The sequence below is a fragment of the Chitinimonas violaceus genome, assembly GCF_052601015.1.
The window spans coordinates 31,718-47,871 of the sequence record NZ_JBQXDJ010000017.1; the positions used below are offsets into that span (position 1 = coordinate 31,718).

The 16,154-nt window shown below is 53.4% G+C and carries 12 protein-coding genes; 9 read left to right on the forward strand and 3 right to left on the reverse strand.

Annotated features, from left to right (window positions below):
- Positions 1-88: 88 nt before the first annotated feature.
- From astD to astE, 3 genes are all read left to right on the forward strand, one after another.
- Positions 89-1,570: a succinylglutamate-semialdehyde dehydrogenase gene (gene astD, locus ACUHMQ_RS08165; RefSeq protein WP_445294962.1), complete on the forward strand. Its 1,482-nt coding sequence runs from the start codon at positions 89-91 to the stop codon at positions 1,568-1,570.
- Between the two features lie 84 nt (positions 1,571-1,654).
- The gene (gene astB / locus ACUHMQ_RS08170; protein WP_445294963.1) at positions 1,655-3,001 is read left to right on the forward strand and encodes an N-succinylarginine dihydrolase; all 1,347 of its coding nucleotides are present in this window, start codon (positions 1,655-1,657) and stop codon (positions 2,999-3,001) included.
- Between the two features lie 25 nt (positions 3,002-3,026).
- Entirely contained in the window at positions 3,027-4,034 is a 1,008-nt protein-coding gene (gene astE / locus ACUHMQ_RS08175; RefSeq protein WP_445294964.1) for a succinylglutamate desuccinylase, read from the forward strand.
- 58 nt (positions 4,035-4,092) lie between these two features.
- On the opposite strand, the gene ACUHMQ_RS08180 is transcribed toward astE, so the two are convergent.
- Complete coding sequence (locus tag ACUHMQ_RS08180; protein ID WP_445294965.1) at positions 4,093-4,854, reverse strand: RNA methyltransferase; 762 nt, start codon at positions 4,852-4,854, stop codon at positions 4,093-4,095.
- 170 nt (positions 4,855-5,024) lie between these two features.
- On the opposite strand from ACUHMQ_RS08180, the gene ACUHMQ_RS08185 reads away from it, so the two are divergent.
- The 4 genes from ACUHMQ_RS08185 to ACUHMQ_RS08200 all read left to right on the forward strand — a co-directional run bounded on the left by ACUHMQ_RS08185 (position 5,025) and on the right by ACUHMQ_RS08200 (position 9,439).
- A complete protein-coding gene (locus ACUHMQ_RS08185) occupies positions 5,025-5,807 on the forward strand; it encodes an inositol monophosphatase family protein (protein WP_445294966.1) in 783 nt (260 codons plus the stop codon).
- A gap of 224 nt (positions 5,808-6,031) precedes the next feature.
- Positions 6,032-7,474: a TldD/PmbA family protein gene (locus ACUHMQ_RS08190; RefSeq protein ID WP_445294967.1), complete on the forward strand. Its 1,443-nt coding sequence runs from the start codon at positions 6,032-6,034 to the stop codon at positions 7,472-7,474.
- The gene (locus ACUHMQ_RS08195) at positions 7,471-8,796 is read left to right on the forward strand and encodes a TldD/PmbA family protein (RefSeq protein WP_445294968.1); all 1,326 of its coding nucleotides are present in this window, start codon (positions 7,471-7,473) and stop codon (positions 8,794-8,796) included. The genes ACUHMQ_RS08190 and ACUHMQ_RS08195 overlap by 4 nt, the downstream gene beginning before the upstream one ends.
- Before the next feature lie 202 nt (positions 8,797-8,998).
- Positions 8,999-9,439, forward strand: a complete 441-nt coding sequence (locus tag ACUHMQ_RS08200; RefSeq protein ID WP_445294969.1) for a VOC family protein — start codon at positions 8,999-9,001, stop codon at positions 9,437-9,439.
- A gap of 155 nt (positions 9,440-9,594) precedes the next feature.
- Here ACUHMQ_RS08200 and ACUHMQ_RS08205 read toward each other — a convergent pair whose 3' ends face one another.
- A complete protein-coding gene (locus ACUHMQ_RS08205; RefSeq protein WP_445294970.1) occupies positions 9,595-12,357 on the reverse strand; it encodes an AarF/UbiB family protein in 2,763 nt (920 codons plus the stop codon).
- Between the two features lie 367 nt (positions 12,358-12,724).
- On the opposite strand from ACUHMQ_RS08205, the gene msrA reads away from it, so the two are divergent.
- Positions 12,725-13,276, forward strand: coding sequence for a peptide-methionine (S)-S-oxide reductase MsrA (gene msrA, locus ACUHMQ_RS08210; RefSeq protein WP_445294971.1), 552 nt, complete (start codon positions 12,725-12,727; stop codon positions 13,274-13,276).
- Between the two features lie 23 nt (positions 13,277-13,299).
- Here msrA and ACUHMQ_RS08215 read toward each other — a convergent pair whose 3' ends face one another.
- Positions 13,300-15,417 carry a putative bifunctional diguanylate cyclase/phosphodiesterase gene (locus ACUHMQ_RS08215; RefSeq protein WP_445294972.1) on the reverse strand — a complete coding sequence of 706 codons (2,118 nt, stop codon included), beginning with the start codon at positions 15,415-15,417 and terminating at the stop codon, positions 13,300-13,302.
- Between the two features lie 124 nt (positions 15,418-15,541).
- On the opposite strand from ACUHMQ_RS08215, the gene ACUHMQ_RS08220 reads away from it, so the two are divergent.
- Positions 15,542-16,150, forward strand: a complete 609-nt coding sequence (locus ACUHMQ_RS08220; RefSeq protein ID WP_445294973.1) for a GNAT family N-acetyltransferase — start codon at positions 15,542-15,544, stop codon at positions 16,148-16,150.
- The last annotated feature ends 4 nt before the right edge of the window (positions 16,151-16,154 follow it).

The window sequence follows — 16,154 nt, forward strand, 5'->3', positions numbered from 1 at the left end:
ATTGGTTCTAAGAATCCGTAAGCTGCTTTTACCAAATGGCGGCTACAGCTTGCGGCATAGGCCGCGCAGAGGGGAACAGGAAACCATCATGACGCAGCAAACCATTAACGGCCTCTCCTTTATCAATAACGAATGGCAGGCCGGGCTTGGCCAATCTTTCAGTTCCAAAAATCCCGTTACCCAGCAGGTTGTCTGGCAAGGTCAGGCTGCTACTGCCGAGCAGGTCGATGCTGCGGTCAAGACTGCGCGTACTGCATTCAAGGCATGGCGAGCGCTGGAGTTTGCCGGGCGTGAAGCAATCGTACGTCGTTTTGCCGAGCTGTTGAATGACAACAAGGCGGCATTGGCTGATGCCATCGCTATTGAAACTGGCAAGCCCCGTTGGGAGTCGCTGACTGAAGTCACGACCATGGTGGGCAAAGTCGATATCTCGGTAAAGAGCTATCACGAGCGCACAGGCGAGAAGGAAAGCACGATGGGCGACGCCCAGGCGGTGTTACGCCATCGTCCGCATGGCGTGGTGGCGGTTTTCGGCCCGTACAACTTTCCCGGTCACCTACCTAACGGCCATATTGTGCCCGCGTTGCTCGCAGGTAACTGCGTGATTTTCAAGCCGTCGGAACTGACGCCTGGTGTGGCGCACAAGACGGTGGAGCTGTGGGAAAAAGCTGGGTTGCCGGCAGGCGTATTGCAACTGGTGCAGGGCGCGAAGGATACCGGGGTAGCCTTGGCAGGCCATATCGGCATTGACGGTCTCTTCTTCACGGGTTCAAGCAATACAGGCCAATACCTGCACAAACAATTTGCAGGCAGTCCGGACAAGATTCTGGCGTTGGAAATGGGTGGTAACAACCCGCTGATTGTGCAGGATGTGGCCGATATCGACGCTGCGGTATTCCAGACGATTCAGTCCGCCTTTATCAGCGCCGGCCAGCGTTGTACATGTGCTCGCCGTCTGCTTGTACCCCACGGCGCCTCTGGTGATGCGTTCCTTGCGCGGTTGGTCGAAGTAACCCGTCAGCTCAAGGTTGGCCGTTGGGACGATGCTGAACAACCATTTATGGGTTCGGTGATCTCGGTTGCAGCAGCAGACCACCTGCTGGCAGCTCAGGCTGATCTGATCAAGCTTGGTGCCAAGCCGGTGCTCGAGATGCGTTGTCTGGAGGCGGGAACCGCGTTGCTGTCCCCCGGTATTCTGGACGTGACAGCCGTAGCTGAGCTGGTTGATGAGGAACACTTCGGGCCGTTGCTGAAGGTGCAGCGCTATACCGATTTTGATGAGGCGATCGTCCTGGCCAATGCAACCCGCTATGGTTTGGCGGCAGGTTTGTTGTCGGACAGTAAGGCGCTATACGAGCAGTTCTGGCAAGAGAGCCGAGCGGGTATCGTCAATTGGAACAAACAGCTGACGGGCGCCTCAAGCGCTGCACCGTTCGGTGGGGTAGGCGCAAGCGGTAACCACCGCGCCAGTGCTTATTATGCGGCAGACTATTGCAGCTACCCGGTTGCAGGTTTGGAAACGCCGAATCTGGCACTACCCGCCACCCTGCCTGCCGGCATGACGATGTGATGACCGTGATGGGAAGTCGTAAGTAAGCGGGGGTAGCCCGTGTTTACGCTTTCACCGTGAGCCTAGCTTTTGATGGAGTGAAGAATGAGTGCATTTGAAGCCAATTTCGATGGCTTGGTCGGTCCTACCCATAACTATGCCGGCCTGAGCTTTGGCAATGTCGCCTCCACCGGCAACCAGAATGTAGCTGCCAACCCCAAACAAGCGGCTTTGCAGGGTTTGGCCAAAATGAAGGCGCTGCACGACGCAGGCTTCAAACAGGGTGTGTTGGCCCCGCATGAGCGGCCCAATCTGCCTGCGCTGCGCCAACTGGGCTTCACCGGTAGCGATGCCGAGGTAATTGCCAAGGCAGCCAAAGAGGCCCCTGTGATTCTGGCGGCGTGTTCGTCCGCTTCCACCATGTGGACTGCCAATGCGGCTACAGTGTCGCCCAGTGCCGATACGGCGGATGGCCGCATCCATTTTACACCGGCTAATCTGAACAACAAATTTCATCGCAGCATCGAACACCCAACGACGGGCCGTATCTTGCAAGCCATGTTTGGTAATGAGCGGCACTTTGCGCATCACCCGGCACTACCTGCTCAGATGCATTTCGGCGATGAAGGCGCAGCCAACCATACCCGGTTCTGTGCCGAGTACGATAAGCCTGGTGTGGAGTTCTTCGTCTTTGGCCAAGCCGCTTTCGACTCGCGCTACCCCAAGCCGCAGAAGTTTCCAGTCCGCCAGACGCTGGAAGCCAGCCAAGCCATTGCTCGCCTGCATGGCCTTAAAGATGAAGGCGTGGTCTATGCGCAGCAGGACCCGGATACCATCGACAAGGGTGTATTCCATAACGATGTGATTTCGGTGGGTAACCGGAATGTGCTGTTCCATCATGAGAAGTCGTTTGTGGACCAGGCCAAGGTACTGGCTGAGCTGGACCGTAAACTGGCGGCAGTAGGCGGTAAATTTGTTGCTATTGAGGTGCCCGAGGCTGAAGTCAGCGTCGAGGAAGCGGTAAAGTCCTATCTCTTCAACAGCCAGCTCTTGAGCAAGGCGGATGGCAAACTCATCATCGTGGTGCCGGAAGAGTCACGCAATATCGAGCGGGTGTGGGCCTACTTGAACAAGCTGACTGCAAGTGGCGGCCCGATTGATGAAGTAAAGGTGTTTGATCTCAAGCAATCGATGCAGAACGGTGGCGGCCCTGCCTGCCTGCGCCTGCGTGTTGCCATGAACGACCAGGAACTCGCTGCGGTCAACCCGGCTGTATTGATGAATGAACAACTGTTCACCACGCTTAACGGCTGGGTGAACAAACATTACCGCGATCGCCTCAGTGCGGCGGATCTGGCAGACCCGCAACTGCTGCTGGAATGCCGTTCGGCGTTGGATGAGCTGACCCAGATTCTTAAGTTGGGGTCGGTCTACCCATTCCAGCTGGCTTGATATCACTGCCAAGAAGGTGCCGACTGTGTCTGACCCCATGCATTACCTCGCTCATTTGCTTGCAGGCCGTACCGATCAACCTTGGCCAACCCGATTGCCCGAGGGGGCTTGCGTCATGGTGCTGGGTGAGGGCCTGATCGCCATCGAGCCTTTGGCGCCGATGTTCGATCTGTTTATTTCCAGCGGCATCCATGGCAACGAAACTGCACCGATTGAGCTTGCCGCCAAGTTATTGCAGGAGATTTTGGACGGCACCTTGGCGCCCAAGGCGCGAGTGCTGTTTGCCTTTGGCAACCCGGAGGCGATACGCCGTAACGAGCGTTATCTTGACGACGATTTGAATCGCCTTTTCGGTAAGCCGGCCACGCAAACCGGTAACGGCCCAGCTGCACAGCGTGCGCGCGAATTGGAGTGTGTGGTGACGGCGTTCTTTGCCGGTGAAGGGAGCTTGTCGCAACAATCATCGGCCTGGAAGCTGCATTACGACCTGCATACAGCAATCCGCGGCTCCAGGATCGAGAAGTTCGCGATCTATCCCTATCCGCACGAACAGCCGTTTGATGCTACCGAGATTGGCCGCCTGGCTGCGTGCGGTATCGAGGCCGTGTTACTGCAATCCAAGCCGTCGCCAACATTCTCATACTTTACCCGCCAGCATTGCGGCGCGCAGGGCTTTACGCTGGAGCTGGGCAAAGCCAGACCTTTTGGACAGAACGATTGTGTGAACCTGAGCTTGCTGGAAGCAGAGTTACGCCGTTTGCTCGATGGCGAGCGGATGGATAATTCGCAAGCCCGTCCACCGGTGCTCTACAAGGTGGCGAGGGAAGTAATCAAGCAGACCGATGCTTTCCAGCTCAATCTTGATGATGCGGTGGAGAACTTCACCGAGCTGGACCAAGGCTATGTATTGGCTGAGGATGGCGATAGCCGATTTGTCATCGAAGAGCGCGATGCGCGTATCGTTTTCCCGAACCGTAAGGTCAAGAATGGCTTACGCGCGGGGTTGGTGGTGGTGCCGACGACTTTGCAATGAGGTAGAAGCGAACCAGCTCTCGCGGCCCACCCTATGAAGCAGGGTGGGCCATTTGCATTCATTTCGTTGTATTGTCCGGTTTCTTGTAAGGCCCTTCTTGTACGGCTCTTAAAATGCCACGCCAGATATCCACTTCCAGTTTTTCCAGCTGAATCCGCCCAAACATACGCCGTAAACGTGGCATAAGCCGTTTAGGATTGTCTGGGTTTAAGAACTCCAGTTGTACCAGTGTCTGTTCAAGGTGGGCGTAGAAACGCTCAATGTCATCATGTGCGGCCAGCTGGGGCTTTTCTTCCAGATGGGTGATGTCGTCGTCCACGGCGCAGCGCAATTCGTACGCCAGAATCTGTACTGCCTGCGCGAGGTTCAATGAAGAAAAGTCGGGGTTGGTCGGGATGGTGACAAGACGGTTGCAACTGCGTACTTCTTCGTTGGTCATGCCCGACATTTCGGTACCAAAGACGATGGCGACTTCCTCGCCGCGGCCAGCGTGTTTGATCAGAATCGGGGCGATCTGGCGAGGGTTGTGGCGCGGCACGCTAAGTTCATGCACACGCGGGCAGGTAGCCACGGTTTGTGTGCAGCCGGCCAGGGCTTCATCTAGGGTGCTGACGACAATGGCACGATCAAGTACATCGGCAGCCCCAGAGGCCAGCGTGACGGCTTCATCGTCAGGAAAGCGCTTCGGGTTGACGAGGTAAAGCCGTGTCAAACCCATTGTTTTCATTGCTCGCGCCACGCTGCCGATATTGCGCGCCAGGCTGGTGTGCGAGAGCACGATGCGGACATTGTCTAAACTATGGAGTGCTGGTTTATTCATTCGCTGACTTCGCGTAAAATTGCCAAAAACCAACGGCGTCGGTCCCGACCGACGCCGTTTCTATTGTTCTTTGCTCTCTGCCGCATCGCATGCCTTGCCAACCTTTGTTGGCCGGCTCGTCTATTGTTCCTCGGCAGGGAGTTTACTTCTTTGCTTCAAGGACTTATGCCATGCATCCGATGCTCAATACCGCCATCAAGGCCGCCCGCCGCGCCGCTTCCGTTATTCAACGGGCGTCCAACAACGTTGACCATCTGCGTATCGAGAGCAAAGACCATAACAGCTTTGTGACCGAGGTCGACCGCGCTGCCGAAAAAGCCATTGTTGATACTTTGCTGGAAGCCTATCCCAAGCACGCGATTTTAGCTGAAGAGGGCGGTTCCCGCGGTGAAAGCGATGATGTGTGGATTATCGACCCGCTCGATGGCACCACCAATTTCCTGCACGGTGTGCCGCAGTACTGTATTTCGATTGCGCTGGCACACAAGGGCCAGGTGACGCAGGCGGTGATTTATGATCCGAATCGCAATGACCTGTTTACCGCTACCCGCGGTGCGGGCGCTTTCTTGAATGACCGTCGTATCCGTGTTTCCAAAACCAAGGAGTTGGCCGATTCGCTGGTTTGCACGGGCTTTCCTTATTCGAAATTCGGTAAGCTTGACCTTTACCTGAAGCAGCTGGGTGAAGTGATTCAGAAGTCGGCTGGTGTACGCCGCCCGGGTTCTGCTGCGCTTGATCTGGCCTATATCGCCTGCGGCCGGTATGACGCGTTCTGGGAAATGGGTCTGCAGCCGTGGGATATTGCAGCCGGCAGCTTGCTGGTGCTGGAAGCTGGTGGTTTGATTACCGACTTGAACGGCGAAGGCAACTTTATGGAAAGTGGCGATGTGGTGGCAGGTACGCCGCGTGCCTTTGCACAGCTGTTGCAGACCGTGCAAGCGCCCGGCAGATAAGCTGTTCAAAGTCTGCTGCGCGCCAGCAGCACGGCGTTGAAAGTTAAAACCCGCATGGTGATACATCATGCGGGTTTTTATTTTTAGCACTGTGGGGCATTCGCGACTGCGGCGATGATTTGACCTGCCCAAAATGACGTTGCGTGTGGCGGGGGATTAGAATGAGAGCCTCCCGGTGCAGGCTTATTTTGCCGCCACCGCCCCTTTTTGTCGGACGACATCCCATGCTTGAACAAATCGAAGCCCGGTTCCGGGCGCTGAACCCCGGGGTTGATTTTTGCTCGTTGCGTTATGTGGAAGAGACGAGTGAGAGCTTGTCGGTACGCCAGGGTGTGGCGGAGCCTATCCACCGTGGCCTCGATCGTGGCGCCATGATCACCGTGCTGCATCGTGGTGGTTACGGCTATGCCGCAACATCCGATCTTTCTGCTGCGGGCCTACAGCTGGCGCTGGATAGAGCCAAGCAGTGGGCTGACACGAGCCGTGGCCGGGCGGTGTTTGATTTCTCGGGGTATAAGCCCCCGCGTCCTGAGGGGCGTTATGCCGGTCCCGGTGTGGATGTCGAGTTGGATTGGAATCGCAAACAGCTGATTGAACTATTGATGGCGGAAGATGCTGCTAGCCAGTTCGATACACGTATTGTTGACCGTACGGCCAGTCTGGGGCGGCTGGATGTCAGCCAGCTTTATGTTGTTCACGACGGTGGTGCAGTGGAACAGCGCTTCCGTGCCTTGATTCCCAGCCTGGTGGTGACGGCATTTGCAGACGGCGTTACCCAGACGCGCTCCTTAGGTGGGCAGTACAACGGCTATTGCCGCCAAGGTGGTATGGAGATCCTCGCCGAAGCCGGGCTGACAGGGGCGGGCCGCAGAGTTGCCGAAGAGGCACTGGCCTTGCTGGTCGCGCCAAATTGCCCGAGCGGCAATATGGATCTTTTGCTGATGCCGAGCCAGATGATGTTGCAGATACATGAGTCCATCGGCCATCCGTTGGAGCTTGATCGTATTCTGGGCGATGAGCGCAATTACGCCGGCACCAGCTTTGTCACGCCCGATATGTTTGGTACCTATCAATACGGATCGGCCCTCTTGAATGTGACCTACGACCCCACACGCCGTAATGAATTTGCGTCGTATGGCTGGGATGATGATGGGTCGCCTGCCGGCAAGGTCTGGTTGATTGAACACGGCTTGCTTAAAACGCCACTGGGTGGCGCGATTTCCCAAGCGCGCGCGGCGCTGCCCGGTGTGGCCAACAGTCGCGCCTGTAACTGGAACCGCGCGCCGATAGACAGAATGGCCAATCTGAATATTGAACCGGGTGATACCAGCCTCGACGATATGGTGGCCAGCGTGGAACGCGGGGTATTGATGGACACCAACGTCAGCTGGTCGATCGACGATTCGCGCAATAAATTCCAATTCGGTTGTGAGTACGGCCGCCTGATTGAGAACGGGGAGCTTAAGGGCGTGGTCAAGAACCCTGGTTATCGTGGTGTCTCGGCAACCTTCTGGTTGTCACTTAAAGCGGTAGGCAATGAAGCCACGATGGATGTGATGGGCACGCCTTACTGCGGCAAGGGTGAACCGAACCAGACCGTACGTGTGGGGCACGCGTCACCAGCTTGTCTGTTCAGCGGGGTTGATGTATTTGGAGGAGAGGCATGATGCGCCAGTATTTTGATGCCATCGCGCAGGAAGTGTTCGTTGCCCTTAACCAGGACGAGCAGGCAACATTATGGCTGGCGGGGGAGGTGACCGACTTTGTCCGGTTCAACCGCGCCAAGGTACGCCAGGCAGGCGAGGTTCGACAGCTCTACCTTACTGTGCAACTGATATGTGGCCAAAAGCATGTGTCACAGCATGTTGCATTGACCGGTGTGCTGGTGGAGGACAGTACGGTCTTGCGCCAGGTGTTGACCGAGCTTCGCGGCATCGTGAAGGAAGTAGCAGACGATCCCTATTTGCTGCTGAATACCGAAGTGCAATCAAGCGAGCACAGTGAATTCAATCTGCTGCCACCAACCGAACAGATGGTGGCCGATATCATGATTGCGATCGGTGATGCAGACTTGGTGGGTATACTCGCCGCAGGGCCGGTGTTTAAGGGGTTTGCCAATAGTCTGGGGCAGCGGAATTGGCACGAGGTAGCCAGTTGGAATTTCAACTGGAGCCTGTATCTGCAAGGTGACAAGGCGGTGAAGCGCGGTTCTGCTGGTACGCGGTGGGATACTGCTGCACTGAAAGCTGCAGTTGCAGAAGCGCGTAGCCAGTTAGCCCTGCTAGCTCGTCCTGCCAAAACACTCTCGCCCGGTAGTTACCGGGCCTATCTGACGCCGGCTGCGGTGAGTGAGTTGGTGGGTATGCTCAACTGGGGTGGGTTTTCCGAACGGGAAAAGCGCAGCAAGCGTTCTGCTTTGTTGAAACTCATCAGTGGCGATGCCAGCTTCTCGCCATTGCTCAGCCTGCGTGAAAACACGGCTGCGGGTCTGACGCCGGCATTCCAGCGCGAAGGGTTTATCAAACCCGACTATGTTCCGTTGGTCAAAGAGGGGCAACACGCTGGTAGTCTGGTCAGCCCGCGTACAGCGCGGGAGTTTGGTATTGCCAGCAATGGGGCTGGGGGGGCTGAGGAGTCTGAGTCACTCGATATGGCTGCTGGCAGCCTCCCAAAGGCAGAAGTCCTCAGGGCGTTGGGCACCGGAATCTATGTATCGAACCTGTGGTATCTGAATTTTTCTGACCGTGCTGCCTGCCGCATTACCGGGATGACCCGCTTTGCCTGTTTCTGGGTGAAGAATGGCGAGATCGTCGCCCCACTGGATGTGATGCGTTTTGATGACTCCCTGTTCCGTCTATTGGGTAGCGAGCTGGAGTCGCTGACGGTAGAGCGAGAACTGCTGGTTGATCCGGGTACTTATGATGCGCGTTCTACATCCAGCCAACACTTGCCGGGGGCATTGGTGCGTTCGTTGAATCTGGTGCTGTAAGCATTCCGGTAACCTTTATGAGCTCAAGTCCTCGGACTCTATTCCACCGGTTCTTTGAGCCGTTCTGCACGCTGCCTGAAGCAGACCTCAAGCGTATTTTGCATTCAGGGAAATAGCTGATTGTTTGGATATTTGATTCCTATTAAAAGATGGAAGGTATCTCTAATACCGAAAACTTAGGGAAAATATTTAGGAATTGAAATTGAAAGAAAACATCAAATACGAATTCCATCACACAGGAATCCCGACGTCCGAAGTGCGGGATGGAGAGCTGTTTTCAGCGAATGTCGGTATGTATACAACTGACAATCCGGGGAAGTTTCGTATTCAATGGCATCGGTTTACATCGGACTCTCCGCTTCATCCACTCATCAAAACCCTTCCCCATGTTGCGTTTAAAGTAAGTGATCTTTATGCAGCGATTGAAGGAGAGGAAGTCATTCTTGGTCCCTATGAGCCGATCGATGATTACTTCGTCGCCATGATTAACGATGGCGGAGTACCGGTTGAGTTGATCCAGACCTCTCTATCTGATGAAGAGATATGGGGTAGAGCGAAACGTGGCGAAGGTTCCCTGTATCGAACGGGTGAAGAGGCGCATGAGTCGCTGGCTCGTGAACTGAAAGGTAAGGGTCAGATATAACTTTCATCCATACCGCCTAAATAAAAAGCCAGTCATTGTGACTGGCTTTTTTATTCCTCTAATTCAATAGAGCGTTATTCACGCTTAATACTAACAATATGCCGAAAGTAAAGTGACAAGCTAAGTTGCCACTACCCAGTGCCGCAGCACTTGTATTATGCCAGCTGAGCGTTGACTCTGGGGTCCAGCTGCCCCTGCCGTGCCACCCAGGCATTTTGGGCGGCCCAAAGGCCCATGATATCTCCACGAGCAAGATTCAGACTGTCCATCTTGTGATTCAAGCCGATATTCTCGATGATTTGCGAGAAATTAATAGGAGCTAACCCCCTGGATAGCAGCGTATTACTATGCTGCGAGAGCATCTCCAGCTGGTTTTTCTGGGCATTTACCACATCTACATTTTCTTCACTACTTTCCAATTCGGCGAGTTTTTTCTGGATTAGCGCCGGAAGTTTGTCAATTGATAAGTCTTTAACATCGCGGAAATAAACACCTGCATAAGCACCAACCTCACGTGTCAGCTTTTGAGATATCTGATTATTCAGCGAATTGATATTATCGATTGCGCTTTGCAACATAATCTGCGAACGAGAGAAATTCGATACTGTTGCTGGAATCTCCAGGCCAAGCTTGTTGGCAGCATCGAGAATTGAGAAAATTACTTTCCCTGGATCCTCAGTACTATTCATAATTTGTCTTGTTTGTTCGAGCAGCGCTGTACGCTTATCCGCTATTCTGAGCTTTCCTTCCTCAGATAATACTTTTTCAAAATTCCGAACAAAAACCTCCGGGCTATGCACGCCGGCAGCCATCACCATCTTAAAGACAGCTGTTCTTTGCTCTACCGACAAGGTCGTTGCATTCCCCATATCAATAACGGTAAGCAAACCATTATCGTCGGAGAACATTATGTTTCCAGAGTGTAAATCACCATGGTAAAAGCCTGTACCAAACAATCCTTCTTCTACCCATTTTGTGGTGAGCGCCTTGATCCCGGAGGCGAGCTTGGTACCTATCTCTGGCGCTTTGTTGTTAGCATCCATTGGTTTTTTAAGCTTGTCTTCCAAGGCAGTAAACGCTGAGTTAACCGTAGTTCCCTTGGCTTTTTCCAACACCATATAGCCTTGTGAAGGCGGCACTTCATCAACCAGCTTCATCGCCGTCAAATTAGCGTGGCCGGTATTGTAAACCTGTGCCAGGCGAACATTATGCGCTTCTTTCGACAGGTCCATTTCTACTTGCACTTGCTCGGAAATGCCATCGAACGTTTTTCGCATTCCTGCAATTGCATCGGCTTCTTGCCTCATGAATACGAGTTCTCTGTCCGCACGCAGGCGAATACCAGGACGCAAGAGTTTGACCACCACTTCTTGTGGCTCGTCTCCTTTGCTCTTCCAGTAAATATTTGCCAATACCGTTTGACCAACTGATGCGGCCCCCAGGTTTTTACCGAGTTCAATCTTCGCGATCTTGCCACCAGACCTATCAACGATCCCATTCAAGTTTGATTTAATAATTTGGTCATTAATCGGGCTTAGCGAAGCTTTCATTTCATCAAGCGCTTTTTTTAGTTCAGGGGGCGCATTATCTCCCAACAGCTGAAGCATTTTCTGCAGATAGGGCCCTCCGCCCTTGAGAAGGCCTACCAGCTTCCGCTCATCAGTATCTCCAGCCCTGGCATCATTCAGAAAAGAGGCGATCATGGCACGCTTGTCGATCACCGTCTGATTGTCAAAATATTTTCCCAAGACATTCTTCACAAACAATTGCAAATTGCCTTCGCCTACATCTCCAATATTCGACAGCATTTGGACACCATCCAGTGAGCTGAATTTAAAGTCTCCAAATTTTTCATCAATCGATTCTGAAAGTCTTGTGAAGTATGCAGCAGGGGTGTTTTCCAGTATGGATTTAATATTTTCCTGATTTGCCCTAATGCCAACCAAATTAGTCTGTTCTTTCAAAGATGTCAGTGTTTCTTTGGCAACAGTACTTAGGCCTTCAGGTATTCCTGCAGCATCAATCAATTCTGGTTTTGCATATATCTCTGCGAGGACGTCCGAGTTTTCGATAAATACATTTTTAAGACGCTCTCCTGGCTCAAGCGTATCGGCCTCCCATGATTTCTCCGGGAAAAACGCTTCAGCAAATAATTTCCGTACCTTCTTTTCATCTTCCGATTGTACGGGCCTATTATCGTCAATCTGCTGAACATGGATCGCATTAACAGCAACAACTCTACCTTTATCTGCGGCTTCCCACTTTTCCAGTAACTCTTTGCTTTCAGCATCAAGAAACATTCTGCCTGTTATATCTGATTTGTCGAATTGATGTGTAATTTCAGCAGAATTTTTTGCACCGCTAACCAGTTCAATCGCTGCTTGAACGAGGTCTACCGTTGCTACGTGATCAAATTGAGTTAGATTTGTTTTTGCTTGCAGGACTTGTAATGCCAATGATCTTTGATTTGCCGTTTCATCCTTCAATGCCATCACAGCGGTTTCAACCGTGCATTTTTCTATATTATTTAGAATTTCCTTCTTTATATTCTCTCTTAATTCCCCGATGGTTTTGCCATGAATCGTTCTTTCTTCATTACCAAACAGGATCTTGACATCATTTCCTTCTTGCCTGATTTGAACGGGAGAGCCTTGGTATTGAAAGGTAAACCCTTCCTCTTCCGGAGGCATCTCTCTCATTCCCTTCAGCATTCCACCCGTCAACTCTGAAAATTCCTGGTTTTTATGTGACTTATTGAATGAGTGGTACACTTCAAACCCAATAACTCCAATCCCGCCAGTCAGTAAGCCGACAATGACCTCAAGCACAATGCCAGCGGTAGAGCGCTCATAGTTACGGGCATTAATCGCCATATTTTCATTAGCCGAAATGGCGCGTTGTAATGTATCTATCGACATGCTCAATCTCCAATTTTCTACTTGCCCTGGTGTTGGCACTCCGTACTGTGATTTAGCGTTGGCTAGACCAACCCCGCCAGCTTGAGGAAGCTTTACGCTGTGTCAGAGCATGTCGCGGCCCAGCTAGATCATTAACGACTTACGTGTTTTGAGTGCTAGGTTGTAAGCACCTTCTAACCAGTGGCCCCGTGATTTTTACGCTGAAAATCTAAGGTAGTCTTCCGGAAAGTAAGTGGAGCTTTCAACTTTAAGACGATGCCTTGGGTCAATCTCTATCTGGGTATGAGCGGGGAGTTTTCCTTGCCAATTCCCAGGTGTTTGAAGCCTAGAACCAGATGACAGAAATACAGCCCTAAGGGAGAAAGTCATGGGAAATCAAGATATTAACAAGCTTGAAACGGCTACTTTGGCAGGTGGCTGTTTCTGGTGCTTGGATGGCGTATTCAGCCGTTTACGTGGCGTCGAGAAGGTCGTATCTGGCTACATGGGTGGTCATATCGACAACCCGACCTACAAACAGGTCTGTAATGGCGATACGGGCCATGCCGAGGTGGTGCAGATCCAGTTCGACCCAGCTCAGATCGGCTTTGCAGACCTGTTGGAGATATTCTTTGCCGTTCATGACCCCACCACCTTGAATCGGCAAGGGAACGATGTCGGGCCACAATATCGCTCGGCGGTGTTCTATCACTCGGCGGAACAGGCGGTGGCGACGCGTGCGGTAATCGATGGGCTGGCGGCGGAACGTGCCTATGATCAGGCCATAGTGACGGAAGTGACTGCTGCCACCATTTTCTGGCCGGCTGAGGGGTATCACCAGGGGTATTTCGATGCCAACCCTAACCAGCCGTATTGCATGTCGGTGGTAGGGCCGAAGGTGCGCAAGGCGATGGAGAAATTTGCAGCGCAGCTGAAGTAGCCGTCAGCACTCGTTCAAAATTCTCAGCCGGGCAAGGTCCAGCGGCCACGGTGGTCGATATGCCAGGGGGTGAGTTCGATCGCCGGCATCGGCTTGGCAACCAGGAAGCCCTGAACTGCATCGCAGCCCAGGCTGCTCAGTATATTCCAGACCTCAGCGTTCTCCACCCCCTCTGCGACGACCTCCAGCTTGAGGATATGCCCAAGTTGGACAATAGCGCGGACGATTTGTATGCCGTCGGTTTCATTCAGATGCATCATGAAGGAACGGTCGATCTTCAGTTCGTTGACAGGCAGGCGTGATAGGTAGGCAAGCGATGAATAACCCGTTCCAAAGTCGTCGATCGATAATTTGAAACCCAGTTCCCGGAAGGTAAACAGAGCGTCCATGACGCGCTCAGGTTCACCCATCACTGCCGACTCGGTAATTTCGAGGCACAGGTCAGCTGCCTCGGCCTTGGTATCGACCAGAATCTCCCTGACCATGCCTACGAAGGCCGGGTCTTCCATGTCATTGATCGAAACATTGATCGATATCTTCATCAGGATACCCACTTCCCGCCACTCACAGCTCTGTTGCATGCACTCACGCAGCATCCACAGCGTCAAGCCCCGGATTCGACCAGTTTGCTCGGCAAAGGGAATGAACTGGTTCGGTGGTATCCAGCCGCGCTCAGGATGGCGCCAGCGCACCAGTGCTTCGACACCGACGATAAAGCCATCCTGTAGACCAACCTTGGGTTGGTAGAAAGCGACTAACTGGTTTTCTTCGATCGCGACCTTCAATTCACCTAAGAGTGACAGCTGATCCTTGCGGCTTTCTTCCTGTCGAGCGTCGTAGATCATGTAAGGCGCATGGACGCGCTTGGCCATATACATGGCTGACTCGGCCTGGCGCAGCAAAGTGTTTCCACTGGTGCCGTGCTGAGGATAGAAGGATGCACCGATGCTACCGGCGATATCGATGCTCTGGCCGGAGATAGCCAATGGAGGTTCCAGCACGGTGTGCAGGCGATACACCGTGTCGTCGATATTGTTACGGTCTATGCCGGGCAGTACTAGTACGAACTCGTCGCCGGAAAAACGGCCGAGATGCCCAGTTTTGCCGAGCATTTCACTTAGCCGTAATGCAATGTTTTTCAGCGCCGCATCACCCACGTTGTAACCAAGGAAGTCGTTGATGTATTTGAAACGGTCGATATCGATCATGACGACCGCAACGGGTTCCTTGGCCTGCTGGGCACGGTAGATAAGGGCATTGATCAACTCGACCAGCCGTACACGGTTGGGTAGTTCGGTCAGCGGGTCGATGTAGGCTTGCCGGGTAATTTCGCTTTCGCGTTCTGAAATAGCTACGCTCATGGCATTGAAGGCGCGCCCCAGCCGTGCCAGTTCGTCATTGCCTTCAACTGACACCCGGGCACGGTAGTCACCCCGGGCGATACGGTCGGCCACATCCGCAAGTTTAACGACAGGTGCGGCCAAAAGCCGGCCCAGTATCAGCGAGCCAAGCAAACCGATAGCCAGGGAAAGCATCCCGATGATGAATGACCGGACCAGTGCTTCATCCAACAGATTGGCCAGATAGTCACGGTCGATGTCTGCCCCCAGGACGACCACGCTGCTATCTTCGCGCGTCATGGGCAGAAATACGGAGCGGAATAGTCCTCCATCCCGTTCCCGATAGTCTGCAAATCGTGGGTCACCGCTCTGAAAGGCTTCCAGTAATGCGGCTGGTGGGGTAGCGTAGGGCTGGAAGTACTGCCCTCGAGTATCGGCACGGTTCGCTGCGCTGTTTGCCAGAAAGCGCACCTGGCCGTTCTGCTGGGTCATGACGTACAGGTGGTGCAGGCCTACCTTGTGTCCATAGTCGCTCAAGAGCTGGCTGATGGAGAGGTATTGTTCTGCACTGATGGATTCAGCCGACTTTGCCGAGCGTAGGTAGTCATGGCCGATAATCTTGGACATGGCGGCTGCGGCGGTAATCAGTCGGGCATCAATTGCGCTGCGTACAGCTACTGTCTGCATGTTCCAGGCATAGAGCGAGTAGGCCACGGTCGCAAGCAGACTGACCAGCATAAACACCATCTGTATCTTGAGGCGCGCGGTTTGCGGCATCAAGTGAGCAAGCAGGTGCTTCAACTAATAGGCCTCCGGTGTATGCAGGGCGCTTTTCCGGTGCGCGGGCATGCCTCGCATGTCGCGCTAAAAATGGGCAAGGCTGCGTGGAGTATGGTAAAGCGTAGCCACAACAGCAAGATTATAAATGTCTGATATGGAAGGAATTAGGGCTGCCAAGGCGCAGGATCGTGAAGCCTTATATGCCATTTGCTTGGCTACGGGCAGTGCTGGAGAAGACGCGAGTCGACAGGTGGCTGAGGGCTCATTGTATGGGCATCTTTATGCCGGCCCTTATCTTGCGCTACAACCGGACTTTGCCTGGGTTGTTGAGGATGCCGCCGGGGTATGTGGTTATGTCTTGGCTACGCCAGATACGGCAACCTTTTATACATGTATGGAAACAGCGTGGTTGCCTGCACTGCGATTGCGTTATGCCGGTTTGGTCAATCAGTCTGACCGTGCGCTTTTGGCCCAGCTGAACAGCCGATGGGAAGCGAAACCTCAGCTGGCAGCATGGCCTGCCCATCTGCATATTGATTTACTTCCACGTGCACAGGGTAGGGGTTTGGGCAGGCGGTTGATGTGTATCGCACTGGCGGCGTTGGCTCAGGCAGATGTGCATGCGGCTCACGTTGGGGTAGACCCGCGTAATAAGCGCGCATTGGCTTGGTACCAGCGCTTTGGTTTTCGTGAGCTATACCGCCAGCCGGGATGTGTCTGGCTGGTGTGTGACCAAGTCATATGGAAGGATTGAGCGT